At 59.5% G+C, this 13,943-nt stretch carries 16 protein-coding genes; 14 read left to right on the plus strand and 2 right to left on the minus strand.

The window, feature by feature from the left end:
* Positions 1-233 precede the first annotated feature (233 nt).
* The 4 genes from paaI (at position 234) to K3J57_RS11760 (ending at position 3,316) form a co-directional block, all read left to right on the plus strand.
* Entirely contained in the window at positions 234-659 is a 426-nt protein-coding gene (gene paaI / locus K3J57_RS11745) for a hydroxyphenylacetyl-CoA thioesterase PaaI (protein ID WP_055187503.1), read from the plus strand.
* A gap of 103 nt (positions 660-762) precedes the next feature.
* A complete protein-coding gene (gene paaK / locus K3J57_RS11750; RefSeq protein WP_259773164.1) occupies positions 763-2,070 on the plus strand; it encodes a phenylacetate--CoA ligase PaaK in 1,308 nt (435 codons plus the stop codon).
* 3 nt (positions 2,071-2,073) lie between these two features.
* Positions 2,074-2,652 carry a TetR/AcrR family transcriptional regulator gene (locus K3J57_RS11755; RefSeq protein WP_259796040.1) on the plus strand — a complete coding sequence of 193 codons (579 nt, stop codon included), beginning with the start codon at positions 2,074-2,076 and terminating at the stop codon, positions 2,650-2,652.
* A 205-nt stretch (positions 2,653-2,857) separates the two neighbouring features.
* Complete coding sequence (locus tag K3J57_RS11760; RefSeq protein WP_173484870.1) at positions 2,858-3,316, plus strand: c-type cytochrome; 459 nt, start codon at positions 2,858-2,860, stop codon at positions 3,314-3,316.
* 100 nt (positions 3,317-3,416) lie between these two features.
* On the opposite strand, the gene K3J57_RS11765 is transcribed toward K3J57_RS11760, so the two are convergent.
* Positions 3,417-3,731 (minus strand): I78 family peptidase inhibitor, encoded by a 315-nt coding sequence (locus K3J57_RS11765; RefSeq protein WP_259784774.1) that lies wholly within the window; start codon positions 3,729-3,731, stop codon positions 3,417-3,419.
* A gap of 210 nt (positions 3,732-3,941) precedes the next feature.
* Between K3J57_RS11765 and K3J57_RS11770 the strand changes: the two genes are divergently transcribed.
* The 8 genes from K3J57_RS11770 to K3J57_RS11805 all read left to right on the plus strand — a co-directional run bounded on the left by K3J57_RS11770 (position 3,942) and on the right by K3J57_RS11805 (position 10,793).
* Positions 3,942-5,054, plus strand: coding sequence for an S-(hydroxymethyl)glutathione dehydrogenase/class III alcohol dehydrogenase (locus K3J57_RS11770; protein ID WP_055187433.1), 1,113 nt, complete (start codon positions 3,942-3,944; stop codon positions 5,052-5,054).
* Between the two features lie 369 nt (positions 5,055-5,423).
* Positions 5,424-6,401, plus strand: a complete 978-nt coding sequence (mbfA, locus tag K3J57_RS11775; RefSeq protein WP_259791972.1) for an iron exporter MbfA — start codon at positions 5,424-5,426, stop codon at positions 6,399-6,401.
* A gap of 83 nt (positions 6,402-6,484) precedes the next feature.
* Entirely contained in the window at positions 6,485-6,802 is a 318-nt protein-coding gene (locus K3J57_RS11780) for a cupin domain-containing protein (RefSeq protein ID WP_173484866.1), read from the plus strand.
* A 120-nt stretch (positions 6,803-6,922) separates the two neighbouring features.
* Positions 6,923-7,849: an AEC family transporter gene (locus K3J57_RS11785; RefSeq protein WP_259778181.1), complete on the plus strand. Its 927-nt coding sequence runs from the start codon at positions 6,923-6,925 to the stop codon at positions 7,847-7,849.
* On the plus strand, positions 7,846-8,964 hold the full coding sequence (locus K3J57_RS11790; RefSeq protein WP_259791975.1) for an NnrS family protein: 1,119 nt from the start codon (positions 7,846-7,848) through the stop codon (positions 8,962-8,964). Before K3J57_RS11785 ends, K3J57_RS11790 begins: the two co-directional genes overlap by 4 nt.
* 121 nt (positions 8,965-9,085) lie before the next feature.
* Positions 9,086-9,916: an S-formylglutathione hydrolase gene (fghA, locus tag K3J57_RS11795; RefSeq protein WP_259791977.1), complete on the plus strand. Its 831-nt coding sequence runs from the start codon at positions 9,086-9,088 to the stop codon at positions 9,914-9,916.
* Between the two features lie 33 nt (positions 9,917-9,949).
* Entirely contained in the window at positions 9,950-10,396 is a 447-nt protein-coding gene (locus K3J57_RS11800; RefSeq protein WP_173484862.1) for a YaiI/YqxD family protein, read from the plus strand.
* A gap of 121 nt (positions 10,397-10,517) precedes the next feature.
* Positions 10,518-10,793, plus strand: coding sequence for a hypothetical protein (locus K3J57_RS11805; protein ID WP_259791979.1), 276 nt, complete (start codon positions 10,518-10,520; stop codon positions 10,791-10,793).
* 131 nt (positions 10,794-10,924) lie between these two features.
* On the opposite strand, the gene K3J57_RS11810 is transcribed toward K3J57_RS11805, so the two are convergent.
* Positions 10,925-11,566: a LysE family translocator gene (locus K3J57_RS11810; protein WP_259791981.1), complete on the minus strand. Its 642-nt coding sequence runs from the start codon at positions 11,564-11,566 to the stop codon at positions 10,925-10,927.
* A gap of 272 nt (positions 11,567-11,838) precedes the next feature.
* On the opposite strand from K3J57_RS11810, the gene sseA reads away from it, so the two are divergent.
* Together sseA and K3J57_RS11820 are read left to right on the plus strand one after the other, a co-directional pair.
* Positions 11,839-12,693: a 3-mercaptopyruvate sulfurtransferase gene (gene sseA / locus K3J57_RS11815; RefSeq protein WP_173485573.1), complete on the plus strand. Its 855-nt coding sequence runs from the start codon at positions 11,839-11,841 to the stop codon at positions 12,691-12,693.
* 4 nt (positions 12,694-12,697) lie between these two features.
* The gene (locus K3J57_RS11820) at positions 12,698-13,882 is read left to right on the plus strand and encodes an amino acid aminotransferase (protein WP_259791983.1); all 1,185 of its coding nucleotides are present in this window, start codon (positions 12,698-12,700) and stop codon (positions 13,880-13,882) included.
* The last annotated feature ends 61 nt before the right edge of the window (positions 13,883-13,943 follow it).

Below are 13,943 nucleotides of genomic sequence, written 5' to 3' on the forward strand. Positions count from 1 at the left end.
AAAGCCGAAACGCGGTAAGAGCTATCAATGCCGTGGGCGTTTCGGAATAACCATGTGTCACAAGTTTATCCCGAAACGCTTTAGCGAGCAGGGTTTGTTGTTTTTGTCACGCCTGATTGCGAAGTGTGTTTTGCGAAACAACACTATTGACCGATCGGTCAGCTTTGTGCATCCTTCCCGGAAAGCAACAGAAAAGCCCCGGCACAGGGGCCAATGCGACGCTGGGAGGCATGATGACACCCGAAACACGCGCTCGACGCTCGGCCGAGGCCATGTGGGCGGATGATCCAGCCAGTCAGGCCCTCGGCATGACACTGACGGACATCGCGCCGGGTCGGGCGGTCATCACCATGCCAGTGCGCGCAGACATGTCAAACGGGCACGGTATCTGTCACGGCGGGTTCATCTTCACCCTCGCCGACAGCGCCTTTGCCTTTGCCTGCAACAGCTACAACCAGCGCGTTGTCGCGCAACATAACTCGATTACCTATCTTGCTCCGGGCCAGTTGGGGGAATGCCTGACGGCAACCGCCACGGAAACCAGCCGGACCGGGCGCTCGGGCATCTATGATGTGGTGGTCACAGGGGGGGATGGGCGACAGGTCGCACTTTTTCGCGGTCATTCCCGCCAGATCAAGGGAACACATTTCGAAGAATAGCCATCCGGCCTAGCGGGGGAAGGGACACCACCGCCTTTGGAACGGGGCCGACAATCATTGATGCACCCAAGAGGAGAGGGTGCCGCGCGTCAGGGAGGACCGCATGGAAGATTTGACACCACGCCGCGAAGATCTGGATCCGATTGAGATTGCTTCGCGCGATGAAATTCAGGCGTTGCAGCTGGAGCGGATGAAATGGTCGCTGCGCCACGCCTATGACAATGTGCCCTTTTACCGGCAACAGTTCGATGCGGCGGGGGTGCACCCCGACGACCTTAAATCCCTGTCGGATCTGGCAAAATTCCCCTTCACCGTGAAACAGGACCTGCGCGACAATTATCCGTTTGGCCTGTTTGCCGTGCCACGCGAACAGATCGCCCGCGTGCATGCAAGCTCCGGCACCACCGGACAGCCCACCGTTGTAGGGTATACCAAAAATGATCTGACCATGTGGGGCTCTGTCGTGGCCCGCTGCCTGCGGGCTTCTGGGCTGCGGCCAGGTGACGTGTTGCACAACGCCTATGGCTACGGGCTTTTCACCGGCGGGCTGGGCGTGCATGGCGGGGCGGAACAATATGGCCTTACCGTCGTGCCGGTCTCGGGCGGCATGACCCAGCGCCAGGTCCGCGTGATCGAGGATTTCGGCGCCACGGGCATCACCGTCACCCCTTCTTATGCGCTGTCCATTCTGGATGAGTATAGCAAGCAGGGGCTGGACCCGCGCAAAAGCCCGCTCAAAGTCGGGATATTTGGCGCGGAACCCTGGACCAACGCCATGCGTGGCGAAATCGAAGAGGCCTTCGATATGCATGCGGTGGACATCTACGGCCTCTCGGAAGTGATCGGGCCGGGCGTGGCCAATGAATGTGTGGAAACCAAAGATGGGCTGCACATCTGGGAAGACCATTTCTATCCCGAGATCATCAACCCGGATACCGGCGAAGTTGTCGAGGATGGCGAGCTGGGGGAACTGGTCTTTACCTCGCTCACCAAGGAAGGTTTTCCGATCATCCGTTATCGCACCCGCGATCTGACCCGCCTGCTGCCGGGGTCCGCCCGTTCCATGCGACGGATGGAAAAGATCACTGGGCGCTCGGATGACATGATCATTCTGCGGGGTGTGAACGTGTTCCCGACCCAGATCGAAGAGCAGTTGATGGACGTGCCGGCCCTCAGCCCACATTTCCAGATCGAGCTGATCCGTCCGGGCCGGATGGACGAGATGCATATTTACGTTGAAATGGCCGATGGGCAGCCCTCGGAAGGCGCCGAAGCCGCGGCCCGCACCCTGTCTGGAAAAATCAAATCCAATGTTGGTGTTTCGGCAAAAGTCCATGTCCGTGACGCCGGGGCAGTTGCGCGCAGCGAGGGGAAAGCTGTAAGGATCGTTGATAACCGTCCGAAGGAGTAAGAGATGCCGCGAGGGATTGCCCGCGACCACGAAGAAAAACGCGCTGCCATCCGCAAGGGGGCAGCCGACTATTTCGCTGAACACGGGTTCGATCGGGCATCCATGACCGGGGCCGCCAAACATTGCGGTGTCTCAAAGGCGTTGATTTACCACTATTACGACAGCAAAGAGGCGCTTCTGTTCGACATTCTCGACACCCACCTGTCGACACTGGTCGAAGAGGTGGAGGCCGCCCCGGAAACCGATGGGCTGCGTGGTCTCGTGCGGGCCATTCTCGTGGCCTACAAGGGGGCGGATGCCGAACATAAGCTGCAGCTTGACGCCTTGTCCGTGCTGGAACCGGAACTGCAGAACAAGCTTTTTGACCTACAGCGACGCCTGATCGACATGATGGGGGACGCCCTGAGGGACGCAGCCCCCGACTCTCTGGCCAATGGCGCCAAACTCCGCCCGGTCACCATGTCGGTCTTTGGTATTCTCAACTGGTATTACATGTGGAACCGCCCCGGCCAGGGGCTGAGCCGCGAGGAATATGCCGATCTGGTCACAGACATGCTTTTGGGTGGGCTGAATGCGCTGTGAAATGCGCTGATCACAATTTCGTCAGTTCCCATTCTCGTTCTCATACCTAAAGTGTTTCGACTTATTATTGAGACACAATAGTGAGGCGAAACGCTCGAAACCTACTGATGTTGCGGGCGTTTCGAAATCAACTTGTGTTTCAAGTTAATCTCGAAACGCTTTAAAGTCAGAGCGAAACCAATACCGTTCCACAAATGAGGTCCCCATGAACAAATTCACCCTGCCCCTTGCCGCCCTGTCCCTCTCTGCAACCGGGCTTGCCCTGTCAATGGCGCCCGCCCTGGCCCATGACGGCGTTGAAAATCCGGCGGTCATGGCGCGGATGGAAGTCATGAAAGCCATTGGTGGCAGCATGAAGACACTCGCCGGTATGGCCAAGGGCGAAATGGCGTTTGACGGCGCCAAGGCGGAAGCTGCAATGGCGACAATTGCCAGTGAAGGCATGAAAGCCCCTGCGCTGTTTGAGGCCAATGAAACCGACCCGAAAAGCGAAGCCCTCCCCGTAATCTGGGAAAACTGGGCCGACTTTACCGCAAAATCCGAAGCGATGGTCATGGCGGCAAAGGCCAATGCGGCCCTGCCGGATCTTGCCACATTGCAAGGGTCCCTGGGCAAGGTCGGCGGCACCTGCAAAGCGTGCCACAGCGATTATCGCAAAAAGTAACCCCTTTCGGGATCCGGTTGGGTCACAACACGCTCTCGAAACATTTTGGGTCTAAAATCAGGATCAAGGCGGGTCGATCCACCCGCCTTGCACCACCTGATCAATTACATTGAAAGCTGGTAATCCGGCCCCGGTCATTCACCTTCACATTCAGGCGCTCCGGTCGGTAATCCATCGTCACCGCATCCCCCGGTCGGATGATCCGCGTTGTTCCCTTGTGACCCATCGCCTCAAAAACCGAAAGTGGCTGGCCGATCAGGTATTGAAGGTCCACCGCACCGCAATCTGCACTGTTTGAAGCAAAGCCCACTTCGCCCCCCTGTTCAACCGGGCCAGTCGCCTGACAGGCCGCCAGCCCCAACGCGGTCACCACCACAAGAACACTCGAAAATTTACTTCCAATTCGTTGCTTCATATCGTTTTTTCAAAGCGGATGTCGCCATAAGCGCACCTCGCGTCGTCCCTCGTATTGATTTCACCCCGAGTTTCGCTCACCTTGAGACAATCCGCAATGGTCCGGTTTTCCCGCCCATTGCAGAACCCACCCAGGCGTTTTTCGCTTTCTCTTCCGCGGGATTGCCCGCAAGAAAAACCGAAAAACGCTTTGACTTATTGGAGGATACCCATGCGCACCCGTGCCGCCGTTGCCGTTGCCCCCGGCAAACCGCTTGAAGTGATGGAGGTGAACCTTGAAGGCCCCCGCGCCGGTGAGGTTCTGGTTGAAATGAAGGCCACCGGCCTTTGCCACACGGACGAATTCACCCGCTCGGGGGATGATCCGGAAGGTATTTTCCCGGCCATTCTGGGTCATGAGGGTGCCGGCGTGGTGATCGAAGTGGGCGAAGGGGTGACCTCGCTGGAAGTCGGGGACCACGTGATCCCGCTTTACACCCCCGAATGTCGCGAATGCGACTACTGCCTGAACCCGAAAACCAACCTGTGCCAGTCGATCCGTTCCACCCAGGGTCAGGGGCTGCTGCCCGACGGCACCACCCGTTTTTCGATGCTGGATGGCACGCCGATCCACCACTACATGGGCTGTTCGACCTTTGCCCAGCACACCGTCGTGCCCGAGATCGCGTTGGCAAAAGTGCGCAAAGACGCGCCGTTTGACAAGATCTGCTATATCGGCTGTGGCGTGACCACCGGTATCGGCGCCGTGATCAACACCGCCAAGGTCGAGATCGGATCGACCGCGGTGGTGTTCGGCCTTGGTGGCATTGGCCTGAACGTCATTCAGGGCCTGCGCATGGCTGGCGCCGACCAGATTGTCGGCGTTGACCTGAACGACAGCAAAGAAGAAATGGGCCGCCACTTCGGCATGACCGATTTCGTGAACCCGTCGAAAGTGGACGGCGATATCGTGGCCCACCTGGTCGAGCTGACCGGCGGCGGGGCGGATTATTCTTTCGATGCAACTGGCAATGTGAACGTCATGCGCCAGGCACTGGAATGCGCCCACAAGGGCTGGGGGGAATCGATCATCATCGGTGTTGCCCCTGCGGGCGCCGAGATCTCGACCCGTCCGTTCCAACTGGTCACCGGCCGGGTCTGGCGCGGCACCGCTTTCGGCGGCGCTTCGGGCCGCACCGATGTGCCGAAAATCGTCGACTGGTACATGGATGGCAAGATTGAGATCGACCCGATGATCACCCACAAGCTTTCCCTCGACCAGATCAACGAGGGGTTTGAGCTGATGCACAAGGGTGAAAGCATCCGGGCCGTGATCGAGTTCTGATCCCGGCTGAAATGCGAGGATTGGGGGAGCCGCTTGGCTCCCCTTTTTCGTTGGCACTCCCGCGCTGCGCTTGGGCATGGCTCATCTTCGATGAGCCTGGGGGGCGCTGCCCCCTCGGCCCCGCTCTCCGAGCGCGCCCTCCCCCCGGGATATTTCGAACCAGAAAATAAAGTGTCTCGGCGTTCACCTGAGACAGGGAAAGTCGAAATGCTGTCAGAGATATCAATCCCCTGGGTGTTTCAGAATAAACATGTGTTTCAAGTTTATCCCGAAACGCTTTCATGCAAGAAAAAGAATGTCCCCCATGAGGGACCTTGCCAACATGGCAACCGTGCGTATGTTAGAATTATTCTAAATAGGAGCTTCCCCATGCTGTCTGGCACCCTCAATCGTCGCCGTTTTTCCGATCTGTCCGATCAGGAAGTCCTTGCTTTGGCGATTTCCAACGAGGAAGACGATGCGCGGATTTACCGCCAATACGCTGAGTCTCTGCGCGAGAGCTTTCCCGCATCGGCCAAAGTGTTTGATGGGATGGCCGAGGAGGAGGACGAGCATCGCCGCCTGCTGATTGACGCCCATAAGGCGCGGTTTGGTGACGTGATCCCGCTTATTCGCCGCGAACATGTTGCCGGGTTTTATGCCCGACGACCGGTCTGGCTGGTGGAAAACCTCGGACTTGAAACCATTCGGGCAGAGGCGCGGGAGATGGAACGGCAGGCCGAGCAGTTCTATCGCAAAGCGGCTGACCGGACCACGAATGCCAATACCCGTAAACTCCTGGGGGATCTGGCGGCCGCTGAGGCGGATCACGGCAATGTGGCCGGCCAGCTTGAGGCAGAGCACCTGGCGGATCACGCCCGCGAAGAGGAAGATGCCGACGCGCGGCGTCAGTTCATCCTGACCTGGGTGCAACCGGGTCTGGCCGGGCTTATGGATGGGTCGGTTTCGACCCTTGCCCCGATCTTTGCCACCGCCTTTGCCACCCATGACACGCACACGACATTTCTGGTCGGGCTTGCAGCCTCGGTCGGGGCGGGGATTTCCATGGGCTTTACCGAAGCGGCCTCGGATGATGGCGAGCTTTCGGGCCGGGGCAGCCCGGTTAAACGCGGCTTTGCCTCGGGCATCATGACCACGTTGGGTGGGTTGGGCCACGCCCTGCCCTATCTGATCACCGATTTCTGGACCGCCACCACGATTGCGATCATCGTCGTCTTTATCGAGCTGTGGGCCATTGTCTGGATCCAGAACAAATACATGCAAACCCCGTTTGGCCGCGCCACCATGCAGGTGGTCATGGGGGGCGCCTTGGTCTTTGCAGCCGGCGTTCTGATCGGTGGCGGATGAGGCATTTGGTCTTTCGGGATCAAATTCCATTGTCGCCGGGCATGGTTTCATGCTGAATGAGGGCCTTCAGAGGAGGGCCCGACATGTGCGACACAAGTGACAAAACCACCGCTATTCCCACGGTTCAGATCGACACCCCCCGCATGCGCGTGACCGAATGGCGCTTTCCTCATAAAGGGGCGCAAACCGGCTGGCATCGCCACGCGTACGACTATGTCGTGGTGCCGCTTTTCAATGGCCAGCTGCGGATCGAACTGCCCGGCGGAGAGGAGATGATCGCCGAACTGCGCCACGGCGTGCCCTATGCGCGCGACATCGGCACCGAGCATAACGTGATCAGCGACAATGACTTTGAATGTGCCTTCATCGAACTGGAGCTGCTGGAAGATCGACCGGGATGAGGCCCCCTGCGATGCCCCTATGCCCGATGCCTGCACAGGGGGGCCACTTTTTGCTGCCCAATCTGACCCGACTTGACTTTTGCAGTTCAATTGCCCCGCAAGGTGCGATAGCCAGTTTTCATGATTGATGTGCTGCTTCAGACCCTGCCGTTTTTCGCCCTGATTGGCCTGGGCTTTGCAGCGGCCGCCCGTGGCTTTTTCCCCCCTGAGGCCACCGCCTATCTGACCCGTTTCGTGTTTTATTTCGCGCTATCGGCCATGCTGTTTCGCTTTGCCGCCAACCTGACCCTGTCCGAGGTCCTGAACTGGCCGTTCATCTGGGCCTATGCAGCAGGAGGGGCCGTGGTCTATGCACTGGCGACAATCGTCGCTTTGTTGCGCCGGGTTGGGGTGGAGGAAGCCGCGGTCGAAGCGCAATGCGCGGTGATCGGCAATACCGGTTTTCTGGGTGTGCCGATGCTCGCACTTCTGTTGGGAGAGGCCGCAATTGGCCCGGTCATGTTGGTCCTCGCCGTGGATCTGTTCCTGTTTGGCAGCCTGATCGTGATCCTGATCACCGGCCACCGGGATGGCAGGGTCAGCCCGGCCGTCCTGATCAGCGTGGCCAAAGGGCTTGCGACCAACCCGATGATCGTGTCCATCGCCCTGGGCTTTGCCTGGTCTTCCACCGGATGGGCATTGCCTGTGCCGGCCAACCGCTTTCTCGAAATCCTGTCGGGGGCCTCCACCCCCGGCGCCCTGTTTGCCATTGGCGCGTCGCTGGCGGTGAAATCAGCTGAACGCCTGTCGGTGGCGAGCTGGCTGAGCTTTGCCAAGCTGGTGCTGCACCCCGCAGCGGTTGCGTTCTTTGCCTTGGTTGTCTTTGATGTCGCCGCCTATCCGGCAGGGGTCATGATTGCCGCCGCAGGGCTTCCGGTTGCGGGCAATGTCTATATCCTTGCGCAGCATTACAATGTTGCCCCCCATCGCGCCTCGGCTGCGATCCTTATCTCTACACTCCTGTCGATCCTGACGGTTTCCGCCATTCTAGCCTGGGTAAGCTCATGATCCTTCTCACCGGTGCCTATCGCCTTTTCTTCCCCGCCGCCGCCCTGTTTGCCGGGCTGGCCATTCCGCTTTGGCTGATGATGTTCATGGGCGCTTCGGATGTGATGAGTGACCCCTACCTGTGGCACCAGCACGAGATGCTGTTTGGCTATCTGCCTGCTGCCATTGCCGGTTTTTTGTTCACTGCCATCCCGAACTGGACCGGACGCCCGCCGCTGGGGCCGGTAGCACTTGCGCTTTTATTCACCCTTTGGGCCTCTGCACGGGTGGCGATGTTTTTGGCGCCCGAAGCGGCCTGGACCCATCAGCTTGCCGTGGCCTTCCTGCCGGTGGTAGCCGGGCTCGCGCTTGGCAACCTGATCCTCTCCCAAAACAGCCGGAACTACATTGTTGCCGCAGTGATCTTTGCGCTTGGGCTGGCGCAGGCAATGTTTTTATGGACCGATGCCGATCTTGGACTGACCGCTGGCTTTGCCATGGCCTTTGTGCTGATGGTGCATATTGGGGGGCGCGTCACCCCGGCATTCAGCCGCAACTGGCTGCGTCAACGCAAAGCGCCGCGTGTTCCGGCCCCCTTCGGCCGGGTGGATCAGGTGGCCATCACCCTGACCGCGGCCACCGCTCTCGGGTGGGTGTTTATCGGGGCGACACCTTTGGTGGGCATGTTCGCCGCCGCCACCGCGATTGCGCTGGCGCTGCGCCTGTCGCGCTGGTGCGGCCTGTCTGTCCTGTCCGAGCCGCTTTTGTTCGCGCAACATGCAGCCTATGGCTGGTTGGTGATCTCCATGGCCCTGCTGGCGCTGCACGGGCTGGGTGAAATGGCCACCGCAAGCCAGCTGCGCCACGCGCTTGGCGCAGGAGCCATCGGTTCAATGACAGTGATCGTGATGCTGCGCGCAATGCTAGGCCATTCCGGGCGCCCGCTGGTGGGCAGCAAGCTGGATGTGGCTTTGCTTCTCTGCATTCACCTGGGCGCGGCGATCCGTGTCATGGCCGATTGGTTTGGCGCCCCCATCGGGTTCATCCACGCGGGTGGCACATTCTGGGCGCTTGGCATGATCCTGTTTGCAATCCGTATCATCCCCATTGCGCTCACACCGCGCCTGCAAAGCTGAGGCACGTTCCAGTTCATAACCGGTCGCGAATGGGGGTCCACGAGCGCAGATTTTACGCTACGGTTCGACTTACACACACGCACGCCGCGCCAGGACCATAATCTTTCAGAGGAATGCACAGATGGAAACTCTCTCTCAAAACGCCTGTTTCGGGGGCGTTCAGGGCGTCTATCGCCACAAATCCGATGCCACCGGCACCGACATGACCTTTGGCCTGTTCCAGCCCGCCGAGGCGCAGGATGGGCCGGTGCCGGTGCTGTGGTATCTGTCCGGTCTGACCTGCACCCATGAAAACGCCATGACCAAGGCCGGAGCACAAGCCTGGGCCGCAAATGAGGGGATTGCCCTGATCTTCCCCGACACGTCGCCACGCGGTGACGGTGTGGCCGATGATGACGCCTATGATCTTGGCCAAGGGGCCGGCTTTTATGTAAACGCCACCGAAGCCCCCTGGGCTCCGCATTTCAACATGTGGGACTATGTCACCGAAGACCTGCCCGAGCTGGTCTTCAACGAATTTGCCCTCGACGCGGATCGACAAGGCATCACCGGCCATTCGATGGGGGGACACGGGGCGCTGACCATTGCCATGACCCTGCCTGAACGCTTCCGCTCAGTCTCGGCCTTTGCACCGATCTGCAATCCGACCGCATCGGATTGGGGCACCAAGCAACTGGGCGCCTATCTGGGCAGTGACAGCACCAAATGGGTGGCACATGATGCCAGCCTCCTGATGAAGAACAATGGGTTCGAAGGCCCGATGCTGATTGACACCGGCACCAAGGATCAGTTCATCGACCTCCTGAAGCCCGAAGCCCTGGCCCAGGCGATTGCCACCCGTCGCCAGCAGGCGGTGTTCCGCATGCAGCCCGGCTATGATCACAGCTATTTCTTCGTCTCAAGCTTCATGGAAGACCATGTCAGCTTCCATGCCGAAGCCCTCTACGCTTAACGCCAGCACAGCCGGGCGGGAAAGGAAACAGCGATGATCTATGTCGATGCCGATGCCTGCCCGGTGAAAGCCGAAGCCGAAGCGGTGGCCACCCGCCACCGCCTCATGATCTATTTCGTCTCAAATGGCGGGTTGCGCCCTTCGCAAAACCCGCTGGTCGAGATGATCTATGTCGCCGACGGGCCTGACGTGGCAGATATGTGGATCGCCGAACGGGCCGGCAAAGGTGACGTGGTGGTGACGGGCGACATTCCACTTGCTGCCAAATGCGTAGAGGCCGGTGCACAGGTATTGCGCCCAAATGGCGAAGCTCTGAACCAGCGCAATATCGGCCAGACACTTGCCACCCGAGATCTGATGGCTGACCTGCGGGCGGCAGATCCATTCCGTCAGGGCGGTGGCAAACCGTTTTCCAAGGCGGACCGCTCGCGCTTTCGCGATGCGCTGGAACGCGCCGTGCAGGCCGCCAAACGCCTCTGAGCACAGATATCTTTCCGTAGGGGAATGGGGCAAAGCCACCCATTTTTCCCCTTAATCGAAGCCCCGCCATTCGGTTTTATCGGGGCAACAGGGTGCATGCCCGACAGTGAGTGAGGGAAAGATGGAACTTCTGATCAGCCTTATCGCAGGTGCCGTGGGCGGCAACGTTACAGGTAAAACCATCGGGTCTATCAATCAGGGGACCCTGATCAATTCGATCGCCGGTATCTTGGGCGGCGGCCTTGGCGGGCAGTTGTTGTCAATGGTGGGGGCCGGTGGCCTTGCCGGGGGCGGCATGGACCTCGTGGGGATCATCGGCCAACTCGCCTCGGGTGGCGTCGGTGGCGGTGTTGTGCTGGCCATTGTCAGCCTGATCCGGAATGCCATTGCGAAATAACGCTTTGCGGTCAAACCGAGCAGGGTATTTGACACAGGCTATTTCAGGTTCGTTTTATGAGTGCAGGGGGGGCGTCATGCCTCCCCATTTTCATTGCGCTTTCACGTGTTTCAAGTTTATCCCGAACCGCGTTAGGTCCGCCGGGCAATTTCGGTCACTGTCTGCCCCAGAATGACCGCCCCTGCCGCGCCGATCACCCCACCTGCAACACGGTTGAGACGCTGCAAGGCCGTGGGGCTTTTCATCATTCCCCGCGCCTTGGCCGCAAGAAATGCATAGGGCGTGAGCGTGGCGAACAGAACCAAAAAAGTCAGAACCGACAGCTTCGCCCAGGTCAAAAAGCCAATAGTTTCAAGGTCAACCAAGGTGGGCAGCAAGGCGAGGTAAAAGACAATGGGCTTGGGATTGGACAGCGTCACCGCAATCCCAGCAAAAAAGGCCCGCGCGGCCCCGTGCCCCTTTTCCCTGTGCACCTGCGTCAGCCCCGCCTCACTGCGCCAGAACTTGTAGGCCAGATAAAACAGATACAGCCCGCCCAGGATCTTGACCGCGATAAAGGCATCGGCAAACACCCGGGCCACCGCAGCCAACCCGGCAATTGCAACGCTCAGATAGATGATATCCCCGATGGAGATTCCCACCAGCATGACCATCGCCACCCGAAATCCTCCCCCGAGAGATTGCCCCACAAGTGCAGCAATACCGGGCCCCGGAATTACCGCCGCAATTGACAGGGCAAGCGCATAGGTCAACAGGGGGGTGATACTCTCCAACGGACAGCTCCTCAATCCAGATCCCGCAGGACCCTAAAGCGTTTCAGCGTTCACCTGAGACAGGGAAAAGTCGAAACACCGCAAGAGAACTCAATGTTGTGGGCGCTTCGGAATAACCATGTGCTTCAAGTTTGTCCCGAAACGTTTTAGGGGCTGCCGATCAAGCAGACAAGGCAAATGACACGCTTTTTAGCCGAATTCGTCGCCTCTTCCCTTGCCTAACCACGCGTCGCTTTGTAGGCATAAAACGACGCATCAAAGAGGGCCTTCTCATGCCGCATAGCGACCCGAAAACCCTTGTTTCAACCAATTGGCTTGAAACCCACCTGAAAGATCCCGACCTGCGGGTGATTGACGCCAGCTGGTTCATGCCCGACATGGAGCGGGACGCAAAGGCGGAATATGACGCCGCGCATATCCCGGGCGCACGCTATTTCGACATCGATGAAATTGCTGACCTGCGGTCAGACCTGCCACATATGGTCCCGCCGGTTGAAAAGTTCATGTCGCGGATGCGTGCGATGGGCATTGGCGATGGGCATCAGGTGGTGGTCTATGACGCGCTGGGCATGTTTTCGGCCGCGCGCGTCTGGTGGATGTTCCGCCTGATGGGCAAAATGGATATCGCGGTGCTGGACGGCGGTTTCCCGAAATGGCAAGCCGAAGGGCGCCCGGTCGAGGACCTGCCCCCGGTGATCCGGGACCGACATATGAGCGTCAGCCGCCAGGCCCATATGATCAAGGACGTCACCCAGGTCGCAGCCGCCTCCAAGCTTGGGGACTACGAAATCATCGACGCGCGCAGCGCAGATCGCTTCCGTGGTGAGGTGGCTGAACCGCGCGAAGGTCTGCGCTCAGGCCATATCCCCAATTCGAAAAACCTGCCCTTTGGCGAGCTGTTCAATGCCGACGGCACCATGAAGGACGAGGCCGGCATTCGCGCCGCCTTTGACGCCGCCAACGTGGACCTTGCCAAACCCGCCATCCTGTCCTGCGGATCCGGCGTGACCGCCTGCATTCTGGCCTTGGCGCTGGAACGCATCGGCCATGACCGCCACGCCGTTTATGACGGAAGCTGGTCGGAATGGGGCATGTATAATGATCTGAAAGTCGCAACCGGAGAATAACGCGATGTTCAACACCCTCAAGGCACAGCCCGTCGATAAGATCATGGCGCTGATGCAAATGTATCGCGAGGACCCTCGTGAAAACAAAATCGACCTCGGTGTCGGCGTTTACAAGAACGCCCAGGGTGTGACCCCGGTCATGCGCGCCGTGAAGGCAGCCGAAAAGGTGCTGTGGGACGTGGAAGGCACCAAATCCTACACCGGTCTGGCCGGGGATCCTGCCTATGGCAACGCCCTGTCCGATCTGGTCCTGGGCAGCGCCAAGGATGGCTCTCGCCTGTCGATGGCCGCACAGCCCGGCGGGACCGGCGCCATCCACCAGGCGGTGGAGCTGATTAAAATGGCCAACGCCGATGCTACCATCTGGCTGTCCGCGCCGACCTGGCCAAACCACCCGTCAATCATCAAACACCTCGGCATGACCATGGCCGAATACCGCTATTTCGACAATGAAACCCGCGCGGTGGATTTCGACGGGATGATGGACGACCTGAAGGGCGTGAAAGCCGGTGACGCGGTGCTCTTGCATGGCTGCTGCCACAACCCGACCGGTGCCAACCTGAACCTTGAGCAATGGAAAGAGGTCGCAACCCTTCTCGAAGCCAAAGGCGCCATTCCCTTCATCGACATCGCCTATCAGGGCTTTGGTGACGGGCTGGAAGAAGACGCCGCCGGTGTGCGCCTGATTGCCCAATCCGTGCCTGAAGTGATGATCGCCGCCAGCTGCTCGAAAAACTTCGGCATCTACCGCGAGCGCACCGGGCTTTTGATGACCCTCTCGGCCAACGCGGATCAGGCCGGCGTGACCCAGCAGAACCTGACCCACCTGAACCGCCAGAACTTCAGCTTCCCACCCGATCACGGTGCACGCCTTGTGACGATGATCCTGGAAGATGACGGCCTGAAAGCGGACTGGATGGCAGAGCTGGAAGAAGTGCGCCTTGGCATGCTCGGCCTGCGCCAGCAACTGGCGGACGAGCTGCGCACGCGCACCAACTCCGACCGTTTCGGCTTTGTCGCCGAGCACCGCGGTATGTTCTCACGCCTTGGCGCCACGCCCGAGCAGGTCGAGAAAATGCGCTTGGATCACGGGATCTACATGGTCGGTGATAGCCGCCTCAACATCGCGGGCCTCAACGCAGACACCGTGCCAATTCTCGCCGAAGCGATTGTGGCGGCTGGCGTGTAAGCCACCCCTTCCACAGCAACAGAAATCAAAAGGGGGCGCTAACCGCGCCCCCTTTCTTCTT

Source organism: Aliiroseovarius crassostreae (assembly GCF_025137635.1).
Lineage (GTDB): Bacteria > Pseudomonadota > Alphaproteobacteria > Rhodobacterales > Rhodobacteraceae > Aliiroseovarius > Aliiroseovarius crassostreae.